General features: G+C 42.4%; 17 protein-coding genes. 10 read left to right on the top strand and 7 right to left on the bottom strand.

What is annotated here, in order from left to right:
• Positions 1-510 precede the first annotated feature (510 nt).
• The 3 genes from H6G76_RS06805 (at position 511) to murI (ending at position 5,905) form a co-directional block, all read left to right on the top strand.
• Positions 511-2,400, top strand: a complete 1,890-nt coding sequence (locus H6G76_RS06805; RefSeq protein ID WP_190697416.1) for an N-acetylmuramoyl-L-alanine amidase — start codon at positions 511-513, stop codon at positions 2,398-2,400.
• A gap of 621 nt (positions 2,401-3,021) precedes the next feature.
• Positions 3,022-4,890: an N-acetylmuramoyl-L-alanine amidase gene (locus H6G76_RS06800; RefSeq protein ID WP_190697413.1), complete on the top strand. Its 1,869-nt coding sequence runs from the start codon at positions 3,022-3,024 to the stop codon at positions 4,888-4,890.
• Positions 4,891-5,038: 148 nt separating this feature from the next.
• Positions 5,039-5,905 carry a glutamate racemase gene (gene murI / locus H6G76_RS06795; protein ID WP_190697804.1) on the top strand — a complete coding sequence of 289 codons (867 nt, stop codon included), beginning with the start codon at positions 5,039-5,041 and terminating at the stop codon, positions 5,903-5,905.
• A gap of 48 nt (positions 5,906-5,953) precedes the next feature.
• Here the strand turns inward: murI and H6G76_RS06790 are convergent, their stop codons facing one another.
• Positions 5,954-6,145: a hypothetical protein gene (locus H6G76_RS06790; RefSeq protein WP_242056329.1), complete on the bottom strand. Its 192-nt coding sequence runs from the start codon at positions 6,143-6,145 to the stop codon at positions 5,954-5,956.
• Between the two features lie 1,006 nt (positions 6,146-7,151).
• Entirely contained in the window at positions 7,152-7,367 is a 216-nt protein-coding gene (locus H6G76_RS06785) for a hypothetical protein (protein WP_190697407.1), read from the bottom strand.
• Between the two features lie 378 nt (positions 7,368-7,745).
• Here H6G76_RS06785 and sds point away from each other — a divergent pair, with 378 nt between their 5' ends.
• Entirely contained in the window at positions 7,746-8,717 is a 972-nt protein-coding gene (sds, locus tag H6G76_RS06780) for a solanesyl diphosphate synthase (RefSeq protein WP_190697405.1), read from the top strand.
• 83 nt (positions 8,718-8,800) lie between these two features.
• Here the strand turns inward: sds and H6G76_RS06775 are convergent, their stop codons facing one another.
• On the bottom strand, positions 8,801-9,277 hold the full coding sequence (locus tag H6G76_RS06775; protein ID WP_190697402.1) for a hypothetical protein: 477 nt from the start codon (positions 9,275-9,277) through the stop codon (positions 8,801-8,803).
• A 193-nt stretch (positions 9,278-9,470) separates the two neighbouring features.
• On the opposite strand from H6G76_RS06775, the gene hetZ reads away from it, so the two are divergent.
• The 5 genes from hetZ (at position 9,471) to gmk (ending at position 15,592) form a co-directional block, all read left to right on the top strand.
• Positions 9,471-10,676 (top strand): heterocyst differentiation protein HetZ, encoded by a 1,206-nt coding sequence (gene hetZ / locus H6G76_RS06770; RefSeq protein ID WP_190697399.1) that lies wholly within the window; start codon positions 9,471-9,473, stop codon positions 10,674-10,676.
• The gene (locus H6G76_RS06765; RefSeq protein ID WP_190697396.1) at positions 10,669-11,649 is read left to right on the top strand and encodes a PatU; all 981 of its coding nucleotides are present in this window, start codon (positions 10,669-10,671) and stop codon (positions 11,647-11,649) included. Before hetZ ends, H6G76_RS06765 begins: the two co-directional genes overlap by 8 nt.
• 313 nt (positions 11,650-11,962) lie before the next feature.
• Positions 11,963-14,260, top strand: a complete 2,298-nt coding sequence (locus H6G76_RS06760) for a DUF3488 and DUF4129 domain-containing transglutaminase family protein (RefSeq protein ID WP_190697393.1) — start codon at positions 11,963-11,965, stop codon at positions 14,258-14,260.
• 287 nt (positions 14,261-14,547) lie between these two features.
• Positions 14,548-14,814 (top strand): extracellular matrix/biofilm regulator RemA, encoded by a 267-nt coding sequence (gene remA, locus H6G76_RS06755; protein WP_190697390.1) that lies wholly within the window; start codon positions 14,548-14,550, stop codon positions 14,812-14,814.
• A 175-nt stretch (positions 14,815-14,989) separates the two neighbouring features.
• Positions 14,990-15,592 (top strand): guanylate kinase, encoded by a 603-nt coding sequence (gene gmk, locus H6G76_RS06750; RefSeq protein ID WP_190697387.1) that lies wholly within the window; start codon positions 14,990-14,992, stop codon positions 15,590-15,592.
• A 254-nt stretch (positions 15,593-15,846) separates the two neighbouring features.
• On the opposite strand, the gene H6G76_RS06745 is transcribed toward gmk, so the two are convergent.
• Genes H6G76_RS06745 through H6G76_RS06735 form a run of 3 tightly spaced genes read right to left on the bottom strand, consistent with a single transcriptional unit; the run spans position 15,847 to position 17,107 of the window.
• Positions 15,847-16,365, bottom strand: a complete 519-nt coding sequence (locus H6G76_RS06745) for a photosystem I reaction center protein subunit XI (RefSeq protein WP_190697384.1) — start codon at positions 16,363-16,365, stop codon at positions 15,847-15,849.
• A gap of 58 nt (positions 16,366-16,423) precedes the next feature.
• Complete coding sequence (psaJ, locus tag H6G76_RS06740) at positions 16,424-16,573, bottom strand: photosystem I reaction center subunit IX (RefSeq protein WP_190697381.1); 150 nt, start codon at positions 16,571-16,573, stop codon at positions 16,424-16,426.
• A gap of 39 nt (positions 16,574-16,612) precedes the next feature.
• Positions 16,613-17,107 carry a Photosystem I reaction center subunit III gene (locus tag H6G76_RS06735; RefSeq protein ID WP_190697378.1) on the bottom strand — a complete coding sequence of 165 codons (495 nt, stop codon included), beginning with the start codon at positions 17,105-17,107 and terminating at the stop codon, positions 16,613-16,615.
• Between the two features lie 176 nt (positions 17,108-17,283).
• Between H6G76_RS06735 and tsaD the strand changes: the two genes are divergently transcribed.
• Positions 17,284-18,327, top strand: a complete 1,044-nt coding sequence (gene tsaD / locus H6G76_RS06730) for a tRNA (adenosine(37)-N6)-threonylcarbamoyltransferase complex transferase subunit TsaD (RefSeq protein WP_190697375.1) — start codon at positions 17,284-17,286, stop codon at positions 18,325-18,327.
• 138 nt (positions 18,328-18,465) lie between these two features.
• Here tsaD and H6G76_RS06725 read toward each other — a convergent pair whose 3' ends face one another.
• Positions 18,466-19,398 (bottom strand): alpha/beta fold hydrolase, encoded by a 933-nt coding sequence (locus tag H6G76_RS06725; protein WP_190697372.1) that lies wholly within the window; start codon positions 19,396-19,398, stop codon positions 18,466-18,468.
• Positions 19,399-19,412: the final 14 nt, after the last annotated feature.

The following is a 19,412-nucleotide window of genomic DNA, read 5'->3' as shown; positions in this document are numbered from 1 at the left end:
ACTTTAATTCAAATCATTACTTAAATATGTTGCTTAAAATTTAGAAATTAATAATTTATAACTCCAGCAAAATTAGTCAAAAGTCATTGAAATTTCAACTAAAAAAATTGTTTTATAGTTTTTACAAAAATCAAAATAGATGGTTAATTAATCAAAAATTAGCAAGGATTGACTATTTATAGTTAATTCTGGTTAGATTTTTGTGGCAACCAATACTATTTACAGCAGTTTTCATCCCCATGAGGTACATTCCTCTAGCCTCTAACCCCTAGCCTCTTGCTCTGTCTACTTGTACTGCACTCAACCGAAAAACGCTATAAATAGAAGTTTTACCTTTCGATAATACCGCAACATCCTATGTAAAAAATCTAGATCATTAATTGTTGTTTACCTCAAAACAGAAATTAAAGTCAAATCTCCAAGCTTAAGATTAGCTAATGACGGTGGGAGGATTTACCCATATGTTGAGATATTGACAGTTCCCATGAATGTGAATCAGGAGAAAGGATTGTGAAATTACACTGGTTACTACCCGGTACTGTTGGGATTATCTGCTTACTGTCGTCGCCAGTTTTGGCAGGTAGACTAGAATCGTGGCGTTTTGATGCCAAGCAAAACCGCTTAGAATTTAATACTGTGGGCGGTGTTCAACCCAAAGCGCAACTAATATTCAATCCCACACGGCTAGTTATTGATTTACCAGACACAACCTTTGGCAGACCACAGGTAACACAACCTGTAGGTGGAGCAATTCGTTCTGTTCGTGTTGGACAGTTTGAACCGCAAACAGCGCGAATTGTGGTTGAACTAGCTCCTGGTTACACTCTTGACCCCCAAGGTATAAAATTTGTTGGCATGACTGCCAGCCGTTGGAAGGTACAATTACCCAGACCCAGACTACAGGCAGTAGAGTCTTCTTCAGATAGCGTTTATAACTTAGTAACCCTGGATTCAAATGCTAGGCAAGAGTTGCCCAGAGTTACCAGCACTACACCTAGGCCAGAGTTACCTCCAGTTGCTAGCACTACACAAGCAACAACTCAAATAGAAAACTTACAAGTTACAGGAGATGGGTTGTTTGTTCGGACTAACGGCGGCAATCCGCAGGTGAGGCTGAACCGTAGCCGCGATCGCGCTACTATTTTTATGGATATCGCTAGCGCAACTTTATCAGCAAATTTAGCGCAGCGAGATTTAAGTGTTAATAAACATGGTGTGAGTCTTGTTGAATTCACCCAACTCCAAACTAGTCCACCCACTGTCCGCATGACCTTGCGGGTAGATAAAAATAGTCCCGACTGGCGAGCTACAAGAAGTGGTAATAATGGTCTAGTTATTCTACCTAACCGCTTTGCTTCATTACTAAGAAATAACTCTAATAATTCCTCAAACAATCAACCAGAATTCTCTCCACCTAGCCGCCGGAGTGTTAGCGATGAACTAGCAACTATTGAAACTTTAGAACTTGATGATAATAAGCAACTAATTATTAGAGCTAATCAACCTATATCTGCTAAGGGTGGATGGGATCGCAGCTCTGGTTTATATCGCATCACAATTAACAATGCTAAATTAGCACCTCGGATTAAAGGCCCGAATTTTAACGCCAATAGTCCCATCCTGCGGGTACGTTTGCAAACACCAGAACCAGATACTGTAGTTATATTTATTCAACCAGCTGCTGGTGTGCAAATTGGGCGCATTAACCAAGACGGCGACCAACTAGCTCTGCAATTACAAGGTTCACGCCGAAACGTCGCAATTCCAGGAAATTTCCCTTTACCTCCACTAGGTCAACTACCAGACCCTAACGAAAATACCCAGCCAATTCCTCAACCAGGGATACGTCCCATTCCTAGAGGCAAATTAGTAGTTGTGGTTGACCCTGGACACGGCGGAAAAGACCCAGGTGCAATTGGTATTGGCGGAGTCCGCGAAAAAGATATTATTATGCCCATTGGCAGAAGAGTAGCTGAAATTCTGCAACAAAATGGTGTGCAAGTAATTTTGACTCGGACTTCTGACTACTTTGTGACCCTCCCAGGACGAGTCCAAATGGCGGAGAGAGCTAATGCTGATGTGTTTGTTAGTATTCATGCTAATTCCGCAGGTGCTGGTCGTCCTGATGTCAGTGGTTTAGAGACTTATTATTATGGTAGTGGTTTAAGTCTAGCTCGCGTTGTGCATAACACCATTCTTCAGGGTTTGAATGTTAGAGATCGGGGAGTGCGGCGAGCTAGATTTTACGTCCTCAGAAAAAGTTCTATGCCCTCAATTTTAGTCGAGACAGGTTATTTAACTGGGCGAGAGGATATTGCTAAATTACGCAGTTCCAGTTATCAAGAGCAAATGGCAGCAGCGATCGCTCGTGGTGTACTTCAGTATCTCCGACGCAGATAAATAATTAAAAATTAAGTATTTTTACTTAAAAAATCCGCTTAGTCAGCAATTGATTTTTCCTTTTAAGAGTAGTCTTGCTGATTCTGAGCAAAAGTTGACCTCAATTTTACTGATGCTCATCTGTTGTTCTCACTACTTGTCGGTGAGAACATTTTTTTAAGTATTGAACAATACTTGTATCAATAATATTGCTTTTAAAATGCTAAATTAAATGTCACTAGCTTTACCATATCAGTTGTTACTAGTTGGAACTTTTTGGGTACATTGATTATCAGCTATTAGACAAGTCAGCACCAATCCCTACGGATTTTTTGTGTTATTCACTGAAGTTATTATTTACAGTTAATTTTGATTGATTCTTATTGAGTGTTATCTCATGCCTTCTCAGTAGAATTCCTTACTTTGATAGCGTGGCAAAATCAGATGGTCATGCTAAAATCTTGCGCCATTAATTGTTGAATACCCGATCAAGATTTTTGGCTGGCGTAGAAGTTCTGATTAGCAGTAGACACTGTGAAAACTTCAGAATCAAACAACTCAAGTCTGGCGGTGACGGTGTGAGGATTGACCAATATCTTGACAAATAACGGCTCCCATAAACGTGAATTAGGAGAAAAGACTGTGAAACTACACTGGTTACTAACCGGTACTATTGGAACTATCTTCTTACTATCGTCGCCAACTTTAGCAGCAAAGCTGGAGTCTTGGCGTTTTGATGCCCAGCAAAACCGCTTAGAATTTAATACTTTGGGGGCTGTTCAACCCACAGCACAACTGATATTTAATCCCACACGTTTGGTAATTGATCTGCCAGACACAAACTTTGGCAGGCCGCAGTTAACACAACCAGTCGGCGGAAGAGTCCGCTCCATTCGCGTTGGACAATTTGACCCGCAGACAGCCCGGATTGTCGTAGAATTAGCTCCTGGTTATACCCTTGACCCTCAACAAGTCAAGTTTGTCCCAACCACTGGTAGTCGCTGGATAGTACAATTACCAACACCCACAGCCGAGCCAGTCGGCTCATCGCCAGATATTGCACTACAGCCACAACCTCCAACATCTAATTCCCAGTTTCCTCCCAGAAATATTTACAGTGTCATCAGAACAGAACCAAGCCGCAGACCTGTTGGTAACACCATCGCCGCCGCCACAACTCAACTTGAAAGCGTCCGCATCACTGGGGATGGTTTTTTTGTGCGTACTAATGGCGGCAGCAGTAATCCTCAAATTCAGGTAAATCGCACTTCCGACAAACGAGCAGTTAATATTGATATCACTGGCGCGTCTTTATCACCAACTTTGGCGCAGCAAGATTTATCTATTAATCGTTACGGTGTCAGTCGGATTCAATTTTCTCAACTGGAAACAAGACAACCAACAGTCCGCATGACTTTGTATGTGGATCAAAATAGTCCAGACTGGCGTGCAAGCACTAGTAGTATTGGCGGATTCGTACTTCTACCTAGCCGCGTTGTCAGATTACCAGGAAATAGCGATGCCACTGTGATTTCTGAAGCTACTGACTCACCAGCCCAAATTCAAGCTGTGGAATTAGCTGATAGTGGTACTCAACTTTTAATTCGCTCTAACAAACCTATATCTGCCAAGGGTGGTTGGGATAGGTCTTCTGGTTTGTTCCGCATTACAATCGCTAATGCTAAGTTAGCTCCGAGGGTTACCGGCCCAGCTTTTAATGCTAATAGTCCTATCCTCCGAGTGCGTTTGCAACCTCAAGAAGATTCCGTAACAGTTTTGCTGCAACCAGCTTCTGGGGTACAAATTGGGGAACTTAACCAAGTCAGCAATCAGTTGTTGGCTTTACAATTACAGCGCAGTCGTTCAATTACTCCGCCAGTAGGTTTACCTATTCCATCAACTAGCGGTCAATTACCAGATATAAATGTTCCCCAACCTGTATCGCCACCAGCAACACGTCCAGTTCCTAGAGGAAAACTGCTAGTAGTGATTGACCCTGGACATGGTGGTAAAGATTCGGGCGCACCTGGTTTAGGTGGATTATTAGAAAAGGATGTTATTTTACCCATTGGTAAACGGGTAGGTGCAATTTTAGAGCGAAATGGTGTACAAGCTGTTCTGACGCGAGATGCCGACTTTTTTGTTGAACTTCAAGGCAGAGTAGATATTGCCGAACGAGCAAATGCGACTGTATTTGTCAGCATTCATGCGAATTCGGTAGATAGTCGTCCTGATGTTAATGGCTTAGAAGTATATTATTACGATAGCGGTTACAGTCTGGCGGAAGTAGTTCGCAAGACTATTCTTGAAGATATTGGCACTATTAAAGACCGAGGCACACGCAAAGCCCGTTTCTATGTTCTCAGAAAAAGTTCTATGCCTTCAATTTTAGTAGAAACAGGTTATATGACTGGTCGAGAAGATAATCCGCGCTTAGGTTCACCAGAGTACCAAAACCGAATGGCTGATGCGATCGCTCGTGGAATTCTCCAGTACCTCCGCCAAAGGTAAGAATACAGCTAAGTTAAAAATATAGTACAAATTTTTAATTAACGAGGTCGGATGTAAACTTCTTAAGTATCAAGAATTTAGTGGTCAGTTCACAAATTGTCTGCTAAATTCTGTATTTTAAATGCCAAACCTAAATAAATATCTGCCTGTGTATTCATCTTCTCTCTTTGAAGGTAATCTTTACGATTTTTCTGATAAAGAACCTCAACGCGCTCCTATCGGCGTTTTTGACAGTGGTGTGGGTGGGTTGACGGTATTACGACAAATCTACCGCCAACTACCAAATGAATCGATTATTTACTTTGGCGATACAGCAAGACTGCCTTACGGTATCCGTTCACAAGCCGAAATTCTCCAGTATGTCCGCGAAATTTTGGACTGGATGCAACAGCAAGGCGTAAAAATGGTGGTTATGGCTTGTAACACCAGTTCTGCCCTCGCCTTAGAAATTGTGCAAGAGGAATTTAACATCCCGATTTTAGGAGTAATTCTCCCTGGTGCTAAGGCGGCGGTGCAGCAAGGAAGGCGTATTGGCGTGATTGCTACGCCTGCAACCGCTAAAAGTAATGCCTACAAGCAAGCAATTTTAGAAATTGATCCTGAAGTTCAAGTCTGGCAAGTTGGCTGTCCAGAGTTTGTCCCCTTAATTGAACAAAATCGCATTCACGACCCTTACACCACTGAGGTAGCACGTTCTTATTTAGAGCCTTTACTTCACCAAGAAATTGATACTTTAGTCTACGGTTGTACTCATTATCCTCACTTAGCACCAGTACTGCGATCGCTGCTTCCGGCTCATATCAAGTTAGTTGACCCAGCTGTTCATGTCGTCGCCGCTTGTAATCAAGAGTTAGACTTACTTGGCTTAAGTAATACTTATCCCCCATTACCTACTCGGTTTATGGTTAGCGGTTGTCCCCAACAGTTTGCTCAATCCGCAGTTCAATGGTTAGGTCATACGCCAATGGTTGAAGTCGTAGACTTAACGAATACAGTATTCTCCCAACTCTCCTAAAAAAAATGAAGTATGAAGTACAAAATTTCACACTTCATACTTCATAATTCAGGTAACTATTGACTCTTGATTGTTAACCATCTCAGCCACCTGTGATTCTACTGAAACTTCCTGTTGATGTTTCTCGTTATTTATAGGTACAAAATTTCGAGGAGCAGATTTTTGACCACTGCGTTTTGCTAATGCTAATAATAAATAAACTGTGAATAAGTATCCAGCAGCTAAAATAAAAATCATCATAGGCATATTTCCGTACATCATTGTGCTACCAACTTTTTTCAGAAAAATAAAAAATTCCATACAATTAATCGAACCTCAACCATTTAAGAAAATTCTTAATGGCCGTGGTTTTCTATACTAAATTCTGCCGTCAAGTTCTATTACTCTCCGGTCGCCAAACTAACTATTCAATTGAGCTATTTGCAGACTACAAACACCACAACAGTTAAATTGCCAAACGGCATCATTAACTGCGCTCCTCAGCAGTTTGTTTAGTCTGCATTATTCTTTTTCAAGCCTCTGTGGTAGGATATACCACGACTTGCAGCACAAGCTGTAAGCCGAAAGCGAACTCCTTTAAGGATACCGCCTAACTCCATCCCAAGAAGTTTACCTGCCGCTAAAAAACCACAAGAAGTTTTTTCTTGTCAGTATTTGACAGCAATTAGCTATTTTGGACTTCCAACAGTATGAAGGCAACATCACATAAAAGTGCTTGACCTTCACATTGCCAATACCTGAAAAATTTAAAATTCCTACATTTTAGCGTAACACAATGATCCTGACTTTAAGCCACCTTTGAGGCTAATTTTTGGATTTTTTCTCAGGCTAAATTCAAAGGCATAACAGATTTTTATTTAGTCAAAAATATTATTTGTGTCAAAAGTTATGAGGAATAATCAAACTGTAATATTTTAATATTGTGCTTAATACTACCTTCACAAATAGAAGAAAATATAAATTTATTATGAAAAAGCAAGCAATCTTTAGGAAACAATGCTTATTTAATCAGTAAGCAAGGATACTTGGCTAATTTATACTAGTGAATACACTGAATTACTGAGGTGAGCAGAACATTGGGAATCAGGAAGAAGCAAGCGAGAAATACTGAAAATTATCTAAATACGCTGTCAGGAAGAGGACAAGGGACAAGGGGGCAGGGGTAAAAACCCCATACATAAATGTGGAGGCTTGAAATAAGGACGTATTATTTTGAGACGCGAAGCGCGGCGAGAAATAAATGTTTTTATAAAGCCCCTTCTCCTGCGGAGACGCTACGCGAATGTGGGCGAAAAAATCCTTGTCTCCCAAGGTAGGCTAAAACCCCAACGCCAGTTCTCTCAAGTCGAGCCACTGCTTTGCGGGGGTTCCCCCCGTTGAAGCAAGTGGCGGTTGGAAACCCGCCCACGAGACTGGCTCCCCCTGGTGGGTGGCTTGCCCTACACCCTTTTATTTTGAGCATAAATAAATGTAGGAGCTTGTATCCCTTTTGGCAGGGGATTTCTAGAATCTTTCTCCTCTGCTCCCTCTGCTACCCCTCATGATTGGATATTTTTTAGTTGGAAGTCCCTCACCGGACACGATATTATCCGTCCTTTTCCCTTTTCGCCTTAACCGAAAACTATAGCTTCTCATAATTCATCTAGCACTAAAAAAACTTTTACCATCCCAAAACTGCCCAAATACCTTGATGAGAGCGCAACGGCATCTACTTTCCGTAATGACTTTACAGAGAAAGAAGAAGTATTCTCTCATCAAAACTTTGCGCTGGCACAGGGTTATCTTAAAATGAGTATAGGATATGTAAACTTTCGTAACCTAAGCCAGAGTCCGGCCATCCATGACCCCAGCTACCTCCCTGTTCACCCCTGTGGAAGCAGATTTGCAAATACTAGCCGATAACCTCAAGCAGCTAGTTGGCAATCGCCACCCCATTCTTTTTGCAGCCGCCGAACACCTATTCGGAGCTGGGGGAAAGCGCATCAGACCAGCCATCGTCCTGCTAATATCGCGGGCGACAATGTTAGAAGAAGAAATTACCCAGCGTCACCGCCGCCTAGCCGAAATCACAGAAATGATTCACACGGCAAGCCTAGTACATGACGACGTGGTAGATGAATCACAAATGCGTCGTGGTGTGCCTACAGTTCATAGCTTGTTCGGAAACCGCATTGCTGTACTAGCCGGAGACTTTCTCTTTGCTCAATCATCCTGGTATTTGGCAAACTTGGATAATTTGGAAGTAGTAAAACTGCTTTCAGAAGTAATTATGGATCTGGCTACTGGAGAAATTCAGCAAGGCATGAACCGCTTTGATAGTAGCTTGCCAATTGAAAATTACCTTCAAAAGAGTTATTACAAAACAGCTTCACTAATTGCTAATAGTGCTAAAGCAGCAGGAATACTTAGTGAAGTTGCTCCAGAAACCGCCCTGCATCTATATAGCTACGGGCGTAATCTAGGTTTAGCGTTTCAGATTGTTGATGACATTTTAGATTTCACTAGTACCACAGATACTTTAGGTAAACCGGCGGGTTCTGACCTCAAGAGTGGCAATCTCACTGCGCCTGTTCTATTTGCCTTAGAAGAAAAACCATATCTAGAGGTGCTGATTGAACGTCAATTTGCCCAGGAAGGAGATTTAGAGCAAGCACTGGAACTAATTCAAGATAGCCAAGGAATACAGAAGGCAAGAGAATTGGCTGCTCACCATGCGAAGTTAGCAGCTGAAGATATTGCAGTGCTTGCACCGTCAGCATCACGGCAAGCTTTAACCGACATCACCGAATATGTATTAAGTCGGCTTTATTAAAAATTTTTAATTGTAAATTTTTAATGTTAAAGTTTGGAGTTGGAAAATTGGGTTGTATCCAAAATTCCAACTCCAAATTTCTTTTAAGCAATGTTGGGTGGGATATTTTTAGACTGTTGCGGCTGCTTTGGTTTTAGCTGTTTTTGAAGAATTTTTTCAAACTGGGAACGCTGTACTTCAAAGGCATTATTCAGTGTACCCGGTGTTTCTAAAAAAACTATGCTATCTACGGGTTTTAACGCTACTAATTGGAACAAAATATGGGTTGCAGCGATGGGTGTAGGCACCACCTGAGGGTCTCGCCCAGCAGATGAAATTAGGGAAACATCTTGTATGGTAGAAAAAGCGTAAATCACCTGCTTCTCCAATCCAGGATTTGCACGGTGGCTCAATGTAGTTAAGACCCAGTTTCCTTCTTTTTGGAGAATATAGTACTGGGAGTGGCGTAATTGTTGAGCGATCGCGCGCAGAGCAGGAGCAATTGCTGCAACAAGATGTGGTGTAATACCATCGCGGGGTGCATTGTCGATCAGCAATTGAATTTGTGTTTCTACATCCATAATCACTTGTCACCGACTCTTGGGTAATAGCAAGGCAAAGTGTGAAAAATCCCTTCTAAGTTGGGAATAATAAAATCAGTCATACCTCCATACATGATTGGTCTGCATTTAGCTTATAAGCAAAACACACACAGCTAATACCCACAGTCGTACAGGTTATCTCTATGTATAGGGTCTTTTAAACACCGAGACTATGAATTCAGCCGCAACCGCAACTATTCCAACCACAACTTTTCTGGGAGAACATACTATCGGCGTGGAGGTGATATTTCAACTCCTGTTTAAGGAGCTTCGGCAATCAACCAAAGCCTCAGAACAAAATTGCCATGATGTGGCAACACGTATTACTACCGAAGTATACCGAATTTGCAGCGAAAGTAAACGCATCCAAGCTTCTGGTGCTATCGAAAGCTCGGCAATGACCCTAGCTAGACACCGCCTACAACAATGTCTCCGATACTACCAGTTAGGTTCCAATAGAGGCAGAGTTGAATTACACAGTACTTTAAGTGCCATTATTTATCGTTACATTAATCCTCCCCAACGGCAATTGAGCTATCAAGGGCGGCTAACAATCATAGAAGATTTTCTACAAAGTTTTTATCTCGAAGCATTAAACGCTTTCCGGCGGGAGAATCAACTAGGTACAACCTATCGTCCACAAACTCTCTTAGAATTAGCCGAGTACATGGCCTTTACCGAACGCTATGGTAAACGCCGCATTCCTTTACCAGGCCGTCAGCAACAGCTAATTATTCTGCGGGCGCAGACCTTCTCTCAACAGCAACCCCCCGAAACGAGCGTAGATATAGAACAAGCTGCTGAAGGTAGCTCTAGTGATGGCGATGGTTCTTGGGAAGAGCCAGCAGTACACCAATTACGCTCCACAATGGCGACACAACCAGAACCAGAACCCGAAGAAGATACTTTGCGTTCGGTTGTGATTACAGAATTAATGAATTATTTGGAGCAGAAACAACAATCTGATTGTGCTGATTACTTCTCCCTGCGTCTTAAAGATTTATCAACACAAGAAATTGAGACAATTTTAAATCTCACCCCTCGTCAGAGAGATTACTTACAACAACGCTTCAAGTATCATTTGATTAGGTTCGCTTTATTACACCGTTGGGAACTAGTTCATGAATGGTTAGAAGCTTCTCTACACACAAATTTGGGGTTAACTCCGCAACAGTGGCAAGCCTACACCTCTCAACTGGACGAGAAACAACGGTCTATACTCGACTTAAAGCAGCAAGGACAACCCGACGATAAGATTGCCAAAACTCTAGGGTTATCAATGGCACAACTGCAAAAACGCTGGTTTAAGATTCTGGAGCAAGCTTGGGAAATTCGTAACTCATTAGTGTCCGGATCAGGTGCATCTACTCATGAATAGTGACTCAGAATCCTTAAATGACCAATTACTCACGTGGCTGTTGGCAAATAATGTCAACACCAGTGAAGATAAATTGAGCGAGTTTAAGGAGATTGACGGGGTTGATAACTCTCTCAAACAAGCCGCCACTTTCGCCAGTGGCGAGCCAAAGTTGAGAGGGAAACCCCAAACCTTGAAACTGGGAGACATTCCTACTGTGCAAGACCGTTTCCAAGCCGTACTCAAGCGTCGGTTACAAACCGAAATCGAAAACCAGCCACCTTTGTTTCCTTGGGAAACACAAATGATGGAATATCCTGAGCGTTTGGAAGAGCGATCGCTCACATTAGTTCCTGCGTGGGGCTGGAAGGTACAACAATCTAAGCTGAATCTGCCTGTTTCTCTGCCAGAAGAAGTTTTTCGAGAATTGCTAGAAAAGTGCCAAACACTGCTGACTGCTTCGATGCCTTTGGGAGCTAAATTAGTTCAAGCAGTGGAAAGCTTCTTTCCTCAAGAGCCTCAGGCAATCAATGATATCGCTGGTTTGGTGCTGAGAAGTACCTATCGGTCTGCGGATGTTCTCGATCACAAACTCAATATCGAGAGCGATTATCCAGATCTACAACCACGTCAACAAATGGCATTGTCTCTACTCGCCGCTAAACAACTGCTAGAAAATTTAAGTCTACCAGTCACACCAAACAGTCCAGTAGTAGAAAGACAATGGTTTACAAGTGAGGGTCTTTTGACTCTGCGGGTAGAATACCAATCTCGCGGTAAACAAACCCAGTTAAAAGTTCAGGCTGATTTACCTACCAAAGGTATTGTGACATTGCGAGCAGATGGTACTTTGGCAATGGCTCAGTCTTCAAGTGCGGGCTGCTTGAATGTCGAGTTATCATGTGAGGAATTTAACCCAACTTATACATTAGAAGTTGAGTTTCCTGAAATAGATCAACAGCCTTTGTTGTTTGTGATTAATCCCACGACTTAGCCAAAGTTACCAAAGCTACCATAATTGGTTGAAGAACGCTGAGAAATTAAAAAAATTATTGTGGTTTTGGAACTTAGCCTTTTTTAACAAGCGATCATTAGGGCTTCTACGTTTTTGAAACGATCATTAGGGCTAAAAATATTAGACTCCCAAAGACTGACTTCGGGGAGTTACAGTTATCTGAATAGGAATTTACGCAGGGTATGAGCTACAACTAGGTAGATAGTTTTACTCTGCCCATTTTAGATTGGGTCATTGAGCAATTCAAAATCCAAAATTGTTTGACTGCATCTACACCATTGCTACCCTTTAAATGTTTAATTCATCCAGGATTAGTCGGTTTTCGCGTCTACCTATAGTTGCTAATTGGCGGCAAAATAACCAGGGGTCGCCTTTAATTTCCGTGGAAGATTCTATTTCCCTGCGGATGTTCGTGTTAGGGCTGGTAATTATGGGAACGGTGGCTGTAGATATTGCCGCCAATACCAAATTTAGTCTTTGGTCAGTACCGCTAAATGTTGTCGGTGCGATTTGGAGTTACCGTTATCGTCGCCATCCCAATATTCCAGTTAAATTTTGCATCGCCATTGGAATGTTAGTTGCACTAGGTGCATTCTTTGGGCGGTTGTTGGGAGAATTGAATGATACGCGACTGGCTTTAGCAGAGTTATTAATTCAACTTCAAATACTCCACAGCTTTGATATACCCAGGCGTAAGGACTTGGGTTATTCAATAGTTATTGGACTGATTTTATTGGGTGTGGCAGCAACGCTAAGTCAAACTTTAGCGTTTGCACCTGTATTACTCTTATTTTTAGCGATCGCCTTACCAACTTTAGTTCTAAATTACCGTTCTCAACTGGGTTTAACTCAGCCAACGGTTAAAAAGCAAAAATTACAAATAACATCAAAATTACCGTTTTATTTTTTATTATTTACTGTAGTTATTGTGCTAGGGTTAGGGATTTTTGCTATCTTACCCCGATTCCCTGGTTATCAGTTACGCACATTTCCAGTTAGTTCACCTATTGAAGTCAAAGGTGGGTTTACTGGAAAAAGTATTATTAATCCTGGCTATGTCCGCCAAGGTAATGGCGAAAATCAAGGTAGTGGCACAGGTGAAGGCAAAGCTGGGCAACCCGGCAAGATAGACGATAATTTTTATTACGGCTTTAATAGCCAGATGAATCAAAACCTGCGGGGAACCATGACACCCAAAGTAGTAATGCGGGTGCGATCGCAGGCAGAAGGATTTTGGCGGGTATTAGCATTTGATCGCTACACAGGTAAAGGTTGGGAAATTTCCCGCAATGAAGATGTTACCACTCTCAAGCGATCGCCTTGGTCTTATCAAATTTATCTGTCTCCACCTGCTACCTCTGGTAAAACCAGAGAGGTAGTACAAACCTACACAGTGGTAGCAGATTTGCCGAACTTGATTCCGGCGATGACCTATCCCAAAGAAATCTATTTTCCCACACCAGTTGTCGCTGTAGATAAAGAAGATGGACTGCGATCACCTGTAGGTTTATCTGAAGACCTTACCTACACCGTCATCTCGGAAGTACCATACCGCGATCGTACCGCGTTAGGAAAAGCTACTACTGACTATCCCCAGCATATTAAAAAATACTATCTCCAAATTCCGCCAGAAATTGCCCCCAAAGTCCGACAGCTAACTGAAGAAATTCTGGCTAACTACAGTCGAGACAATGTATCTAGAGTCTCAAAAACTTTGGATTCAACCTATGAAAAAGCACTTTACCTAGCGCAGTACCTCAAGCAACGTTACTCTATTCCTGAAAATCCCTTCGATTTTCCTTATTTAGAAGAAAAAGAAGATTTAGTAGAAGCTTTCTTGTTCAAATACAAAGGAGGCTACCCAGACCATTTCTCAACAGTACTAACCATGATGCTGCGTTCCATTGGTATTCCAGCGCGGTTAGTAGCGGGGTTTAGTCCTGGAGAGTTTAATCCTTTTACAGGGATGTATGTTGTCCGTAACACCGATGCTTACGCGATGACGGAAGTTTATTTCCCCAACTATGGGTGGTTTGCCTTTGACCCAATTCCCAACCATCCTTTAATACCCCCATCAATAGAAGATTCGCAAACTTTTAGTGTTTTGCGTCAATTTTGGAATTGGGTAGCTGGTTGGCTACCTACACCTGTGACTGGGTTACTTAATAATGTATTTGGGGCAATCTTTAGCTGGGTAACAAAAGCGATCGCTTGGTTTATTGCTTTATTCACTCAAGGTTGGCTAGGTGTGCTAACTGGCTTAACCTTAGCCACTACAATCGCTTTCTTTGGTTGGCTAGGTTGGGTACAGTGGCGCGAGTGGTTAAAGCATAGGTGGTTGAGTAAATTGCCACCTATGGAAAAACTTTATCAACAAATGCTGCAATGGACTACAACCAAAGGTTTAGGTAAGCATCCAGCACAAACACCGCTAGAGTATGCCCAAGTTTCATATCAACATCATGCCCCAGCCACCGCGCAGGTAATAGATGAAATTAGTCAAGCTTATGTTAGCTGGCGTTATGGTGGTCATACGCCTAACTTGCAACAATTACGCCAAAAATGGCGGGACTTAAAAAAAAGTCAATAGTCAATAGCCAATCGTCATTGGTGATTAGTTCTTCTCTTGTTTGTCTATCCAACTCTCTATTCCCTACTCTCTACTCCTAACGCTACTAGATTACATTCTTGTAGTTCTGCATATGTCTTTAGGATGATTTTCAGTATATTTGGCAAATAAATAGCTAAAAAAAAGCGTTTGCTCTATAAAAACTAAAGCAGGCTAGATGTGATGCGTTGTAACTCCTGTTTTTTATGGATAACATGGAAATAAAGTCCTTACTGGATTCTAGTGTCACATTTAGTGTCAGTTATTTTATGGATATTCAATTAATAAACATTGGTTTCGGCAACATTGTGTCGGCTAACCGAGTAGTTGCGATCGTTAGTCCAGAGTCAGCCCCAATTAAGCGAATCATTACTGATGCGCGAGACAGAGGGCAGCTGATTGATGCGACTTATGGCCGTCGAACCAGGGCTGTAATTATCACTGATTCTAGCCACGTAATTCTTTCCGCGATTCAACCAGAAACGGTAGCAAATCGTTTCGTGATTTCTCGTGATCATCATGCGGTAGATAATTAACTAGGGATAGTTGACAAATACTCAGATTATTTGCACCATATCGGCAGTACCATGTGAATTAAACTGGTGTTATGTCACCAGTGCTACAGTGCTACAAATTCGTTAGTCGAGGTAGCTCTGGCAACGAACATAAACTCACTAATCATGTTTACTGATTAATTCACAGGTTGAACGGATGATGCAAGTTTTACCCATCCAGAAAAGTGCTACTACCACCGAAGAATGCCCGTCTACAGGCAAGTTAATCGTTTTAACAGGCCCTAGTGGAGTCGGCAAAGGTACCTTAATGCGATCGCTTTTGCAGCGTCATCCGCAACTTTATTATTCTGTATCCGCGACAACTCGTTCTCCTCGTCCTGGAGAAATCAACGGCAAAAACTATTACTTTATTGATCGTAATAAGTTTGAACAGCTGGTTGCTCAAGGTGAGTTTATAGAGTGGGCGGAATTTGCGGGGAACTATTACGGTACTCCGCGTGAAGCTGTGCTAAACCAAATTCATTCGGGTAAGTTAGTAGTGCTGGAAATTGAGTTGGAAGGGGCAAGGCAAATTCGCGCTTCCTTTCCTAATGCCCTCAGCATTTTCATTTTGCCGCCTTCCTTTGATGAATTAGAAAGACGGATACGTGGTCGTGGCCAAGACTCGGAAGAAGCGATCGCTCGTCGCCTATCCATTGCTAAAGCAGAAATTGAAGCAGCTGATGAATTTGATGTTCAAATCGTGAATGACGATTTTGAAACTGCTATTCAGGCGATCGAAGCGGCTTTATTTGAATAATCACAACCAAGCATTTCATACACCAAATAATGAAGGACACATAGAATTATGTGTCCTTCAAATGTTTTTATGGTGAGAATACATTTTTATATTAGATAGTCTATCTCTGTCATCTTTCATCTATAACCTGTTCCCTGTTCTCTGCCATAAGATTTTGGTAAATGGTAATCAGTAATTAGAAAGTTATAACCAAAAGTTATATTTCTGATTATTAACTTCCATTAATCACTAATTACCAATTACCAAAAACCAAATTAGCCGACCAGACCTTGGATCAGCGCAATATTGCTAGTTAAGAAGTAAGCAACTACTGCACCACCAATGCCACCAATTAAGAAAGCACTGGCGAAATTGTTCCAGCCTTCGTTTGATTGAAAAGCATCTGGAGGGTTGGGTACAGTAACACTACCTAAGGCTTTGGGAGGATTACTATTGGCATACAAAGATAGTGCGGCTGTGAATAGCACAACTAAGCCAATGTCCGCCAATAATCCAGCTAAGTTAGCATTAGGAGCATTACGCAGGGGGCCATATTTAGCGAAGGGGCCAAATATCCAGTAGCCATGTGCCATCCCAACTTCTAGCCCACGTCTGAAAGGAGTAAGACCAGGGCGGTAAGCTGGCAAGTTATTAATGAACCACTTGACCAATGGAGAAGAATTAATTGGAGTTTCAAGATTGCCTATCTGAGGATCGCGATGTGCGGGAAAAACTACTTCCCGATTTCTAGGATCGCTCGGCGAATTTTTGGATGCATCTACTGCTTGCGCCATAATTTTATGTTTGCCTCTCAATTACACGTGCAACAGTCGTAAAATCTCAATGCGCTGCTTATGGCATTGGGTGGAACAGTAGGTCTGGAAAAAAGCGGTTAAACTCAATCAAAATACCTGCTGTAATTGTCAACCAGATGGTAGCTGCAACTGGTGCTGTGGAAATAAATTTAATCAAATAGGATGATTGATCGGTTTTTTCAGCCATGTATTTAGCCTCCAAGAACAATGAATTAGTGATGCTGAATTAACGAGGAGAAACAGGAATTTCTGTATCTTTAGCAGTCAATTCACCAGAAAGGAATTCTTTCAAAGCTGCTGCTGGCCAAGCGAAACCTGAAAGCATGATGGGTAATGCTCTAGGTAAATCGATTTGGATTTCTTTTTGTTCGGAGTCAGATTCTTTTCTGACTGAGATGAGGTAAGCACGACCTACCCAACCAATCCAACCAGCAATATAGAGAAAAAGAATGCTGGGAATGATAAAATCACCAGCACGATCTAGACGACCATCAACAATCAAGTGAGGGTAGCCTTCAGGGCCACACTGAGCTTGAGCGTAACGCTCAAATCTCTTTTGACCTGATTGGGGATCAGAAGTAGTATTCCGGGCATTTTGAGCTAATGCTTGAAATGCGGGGTTGTCTCGGCAAGGTGTCAGGTTAGCTCCTAAAGCTTTAGCTGGTGGAGCAAAATTGAACCAAAGACAAATCGCTAAAATCAAAGCAAACAATCGTCGCATGGAGTTGTTTCCTTTTATTACAAAAGAAAAAGTTTTATGTACAAAACGAAGCGGCTTGTACATCCTTTATTTGGCTAACTAGCAAGTCATCATACTCTTGCCTGGGAACCGAGTAAAGTTTAAGTAAATAAAAGTTAAAGCTTCTCAACCAAGTCGGTATTTGGATGAACCCTGGTATGGCAACCGTTTTAGCAATCGAAACAAGTTGTGATGAAACTGCCGTCGCAATTGTTAACAATCGTCAAGTTTACAGCAGTATTATTGCTTCACAAATTCCAGTGCATCAACAGTACGGTGGAGTTGTGCCAGAGGTAGCATCGCGTCAGCATTTAGAAACGATAAATGAAGCGATCGCTCAGGCTCTAGAACAAGCCGGGTTAGACTGGTCAAAAATCGATGGTATAGCTGCCACCTGCGCTCCTGGGTTAGTCGGAGCGTTATTGGTGGGATTAACTGCTGCCAAAACTTTAGCAATGGTACACAATAAACCATTTTTGGGAGTTCATCACCTCGAAGGCCACATTTACGCGACTTACTTGAGTGAGCCAACTTTAGATCCCCCTTTTCTTAGCTTACTGGTTTCAGGCGGACATACAAGCTTGATTTATGTAAAAGAGTGTGGTACGTACGAAACCTTAGGAGAAACCCGTGATGATGCTGCGGGGGAAGCCTTTGACAAGGTGGCACGGTTGTTAAAGCTAGGTTATCCGGGTGGACCAGTCATTGACAAGTTGGCACAGCAAGGCGATCCCCAAGCTTTTGCCCTGCCAGAAGGCAAAGTCTCGCTCCCTGGCGGAGGATATCATCGCTATGATGGCAGTTTTAGTGGCTTAAAAACGGCTGTGCTAAGGCTAGTGCAGCAATTAGAGCAAGATAACAAGCCTGTGCCTTTAGCAGACGTAGCAGCCAGCTTTCAGACAACAGTAGCAAAAGCTCTGACCAAAAGAGCGATCGCCTGCGCCCTTGATTACGGTTTAAATACGATTGCTGTTGGTGGCGGGGTAGCAGCAAATAGCGGGTTGAGGCAACATTTGCAGGCCGCAGCTAGTAAACATAACCTGCGTGTTTTATTCCCACCCCTAAAATTCTGTACCGACAACGCCGCCATGATAGCCTGTGCGGCATCTGACCATTTATCTCGTGGTCATATCTCCCCCTTGACATTGGGTGTTGAATCACGACTATCCCTGAGCCAAGTTATGAAGTTGTATAGCAGGTAACAGGTTATAGGTTACAGGTGAGACCACTGCGGTGGACGGGTTTCCCGGCATAAAGCAAGTGGCGAACCCGAAGGGTGACAGAGTTACAAGCCTTAGTCATTTGCGTTTTATGACAAACTATTGACTTTTGACCAATGACTATTGACTAACAACTATTGACTCATGACTTTTAACTATTGACCGGATATGGTTCGCAACTGCATCTGGTTGCTCTAACATTGCCAAATGTCCACAATCAGGAATTTCAATCACATTGTCACCACAGTATTGAAAAAGCCGATGAAAACTGGCTAGATGACGAACATACTTGGGTTCCATTACCTTGTCATTTGCACCAGCCAAAAAGTAAACAGGCTGCTTCAATTGAGAGACTAACTGAGGTAAGCGGTTAACTTCCTCTTCTGTTGTGGAGTCTAGTAGTGAACCCAAAGCGGCTTCTGGGTCAGCAACCACGAAATCTATTACCCTTTGACGCGCCCAGTAGCGGTCTAAGGGACGAGATACACTAGCTCTGGTAAAGAGCAAATCAATCAAAGGTAACTGAGATAGCCAGCGCGGACGAACTTGTAAAAATTTCTGACCGGCTGAACGAAATTGTTCAAAAGCTTCTTTGAGATAAATACCGCCACCAGCGTTAATACAGATAACGCCTTGAACAAGCTCAGGCATGAGGGCTGCTGCCCAAAGAGCGATCGTTCCACCCAAAGAATGTCCAATTAGCCAAGCACTGGTAATATTTAGCTCTTGTAACAAACTGGCTAAGTCCTGAGCATAAGCAGTTGGTGTATACAGAGAATCAAGTTGTGAGCCAGACGCATCAAGCAAGTTGGATGTCAGCCCAAAATTAGTTTGTACTCGATTTACATCAGTTTCTGGCTGGGCTTGCGACTCGCCAAAACCTCGTAAATCATAAGATAAACACTGTAAATCAACTGACAAACGGGAAATCACAGGTTGCCAGTACCCACGGCTATTTAGCCAACCGTGGATAAATACTAAAGCATGGGAGCATGACGTAGGAGCCGTTAACTCGTATGCGTGTGGAACGCCCAAGATTTCTATAGTTGCCATATTTCTATCGTACC

Source organism: Nostoc sp. FACHB-152, from assembly GCF_014697475.1.
GTDB lineage: Bacteria > Cyanobacteriota > Cyanobacteriia > Cyanobacteriales > Nostocaceae > Nostoc_B.
Note: the sequence above shows the minus strand (reverse complement) of the source record. Positions and strands in the feature narration are given on the sequence as shown.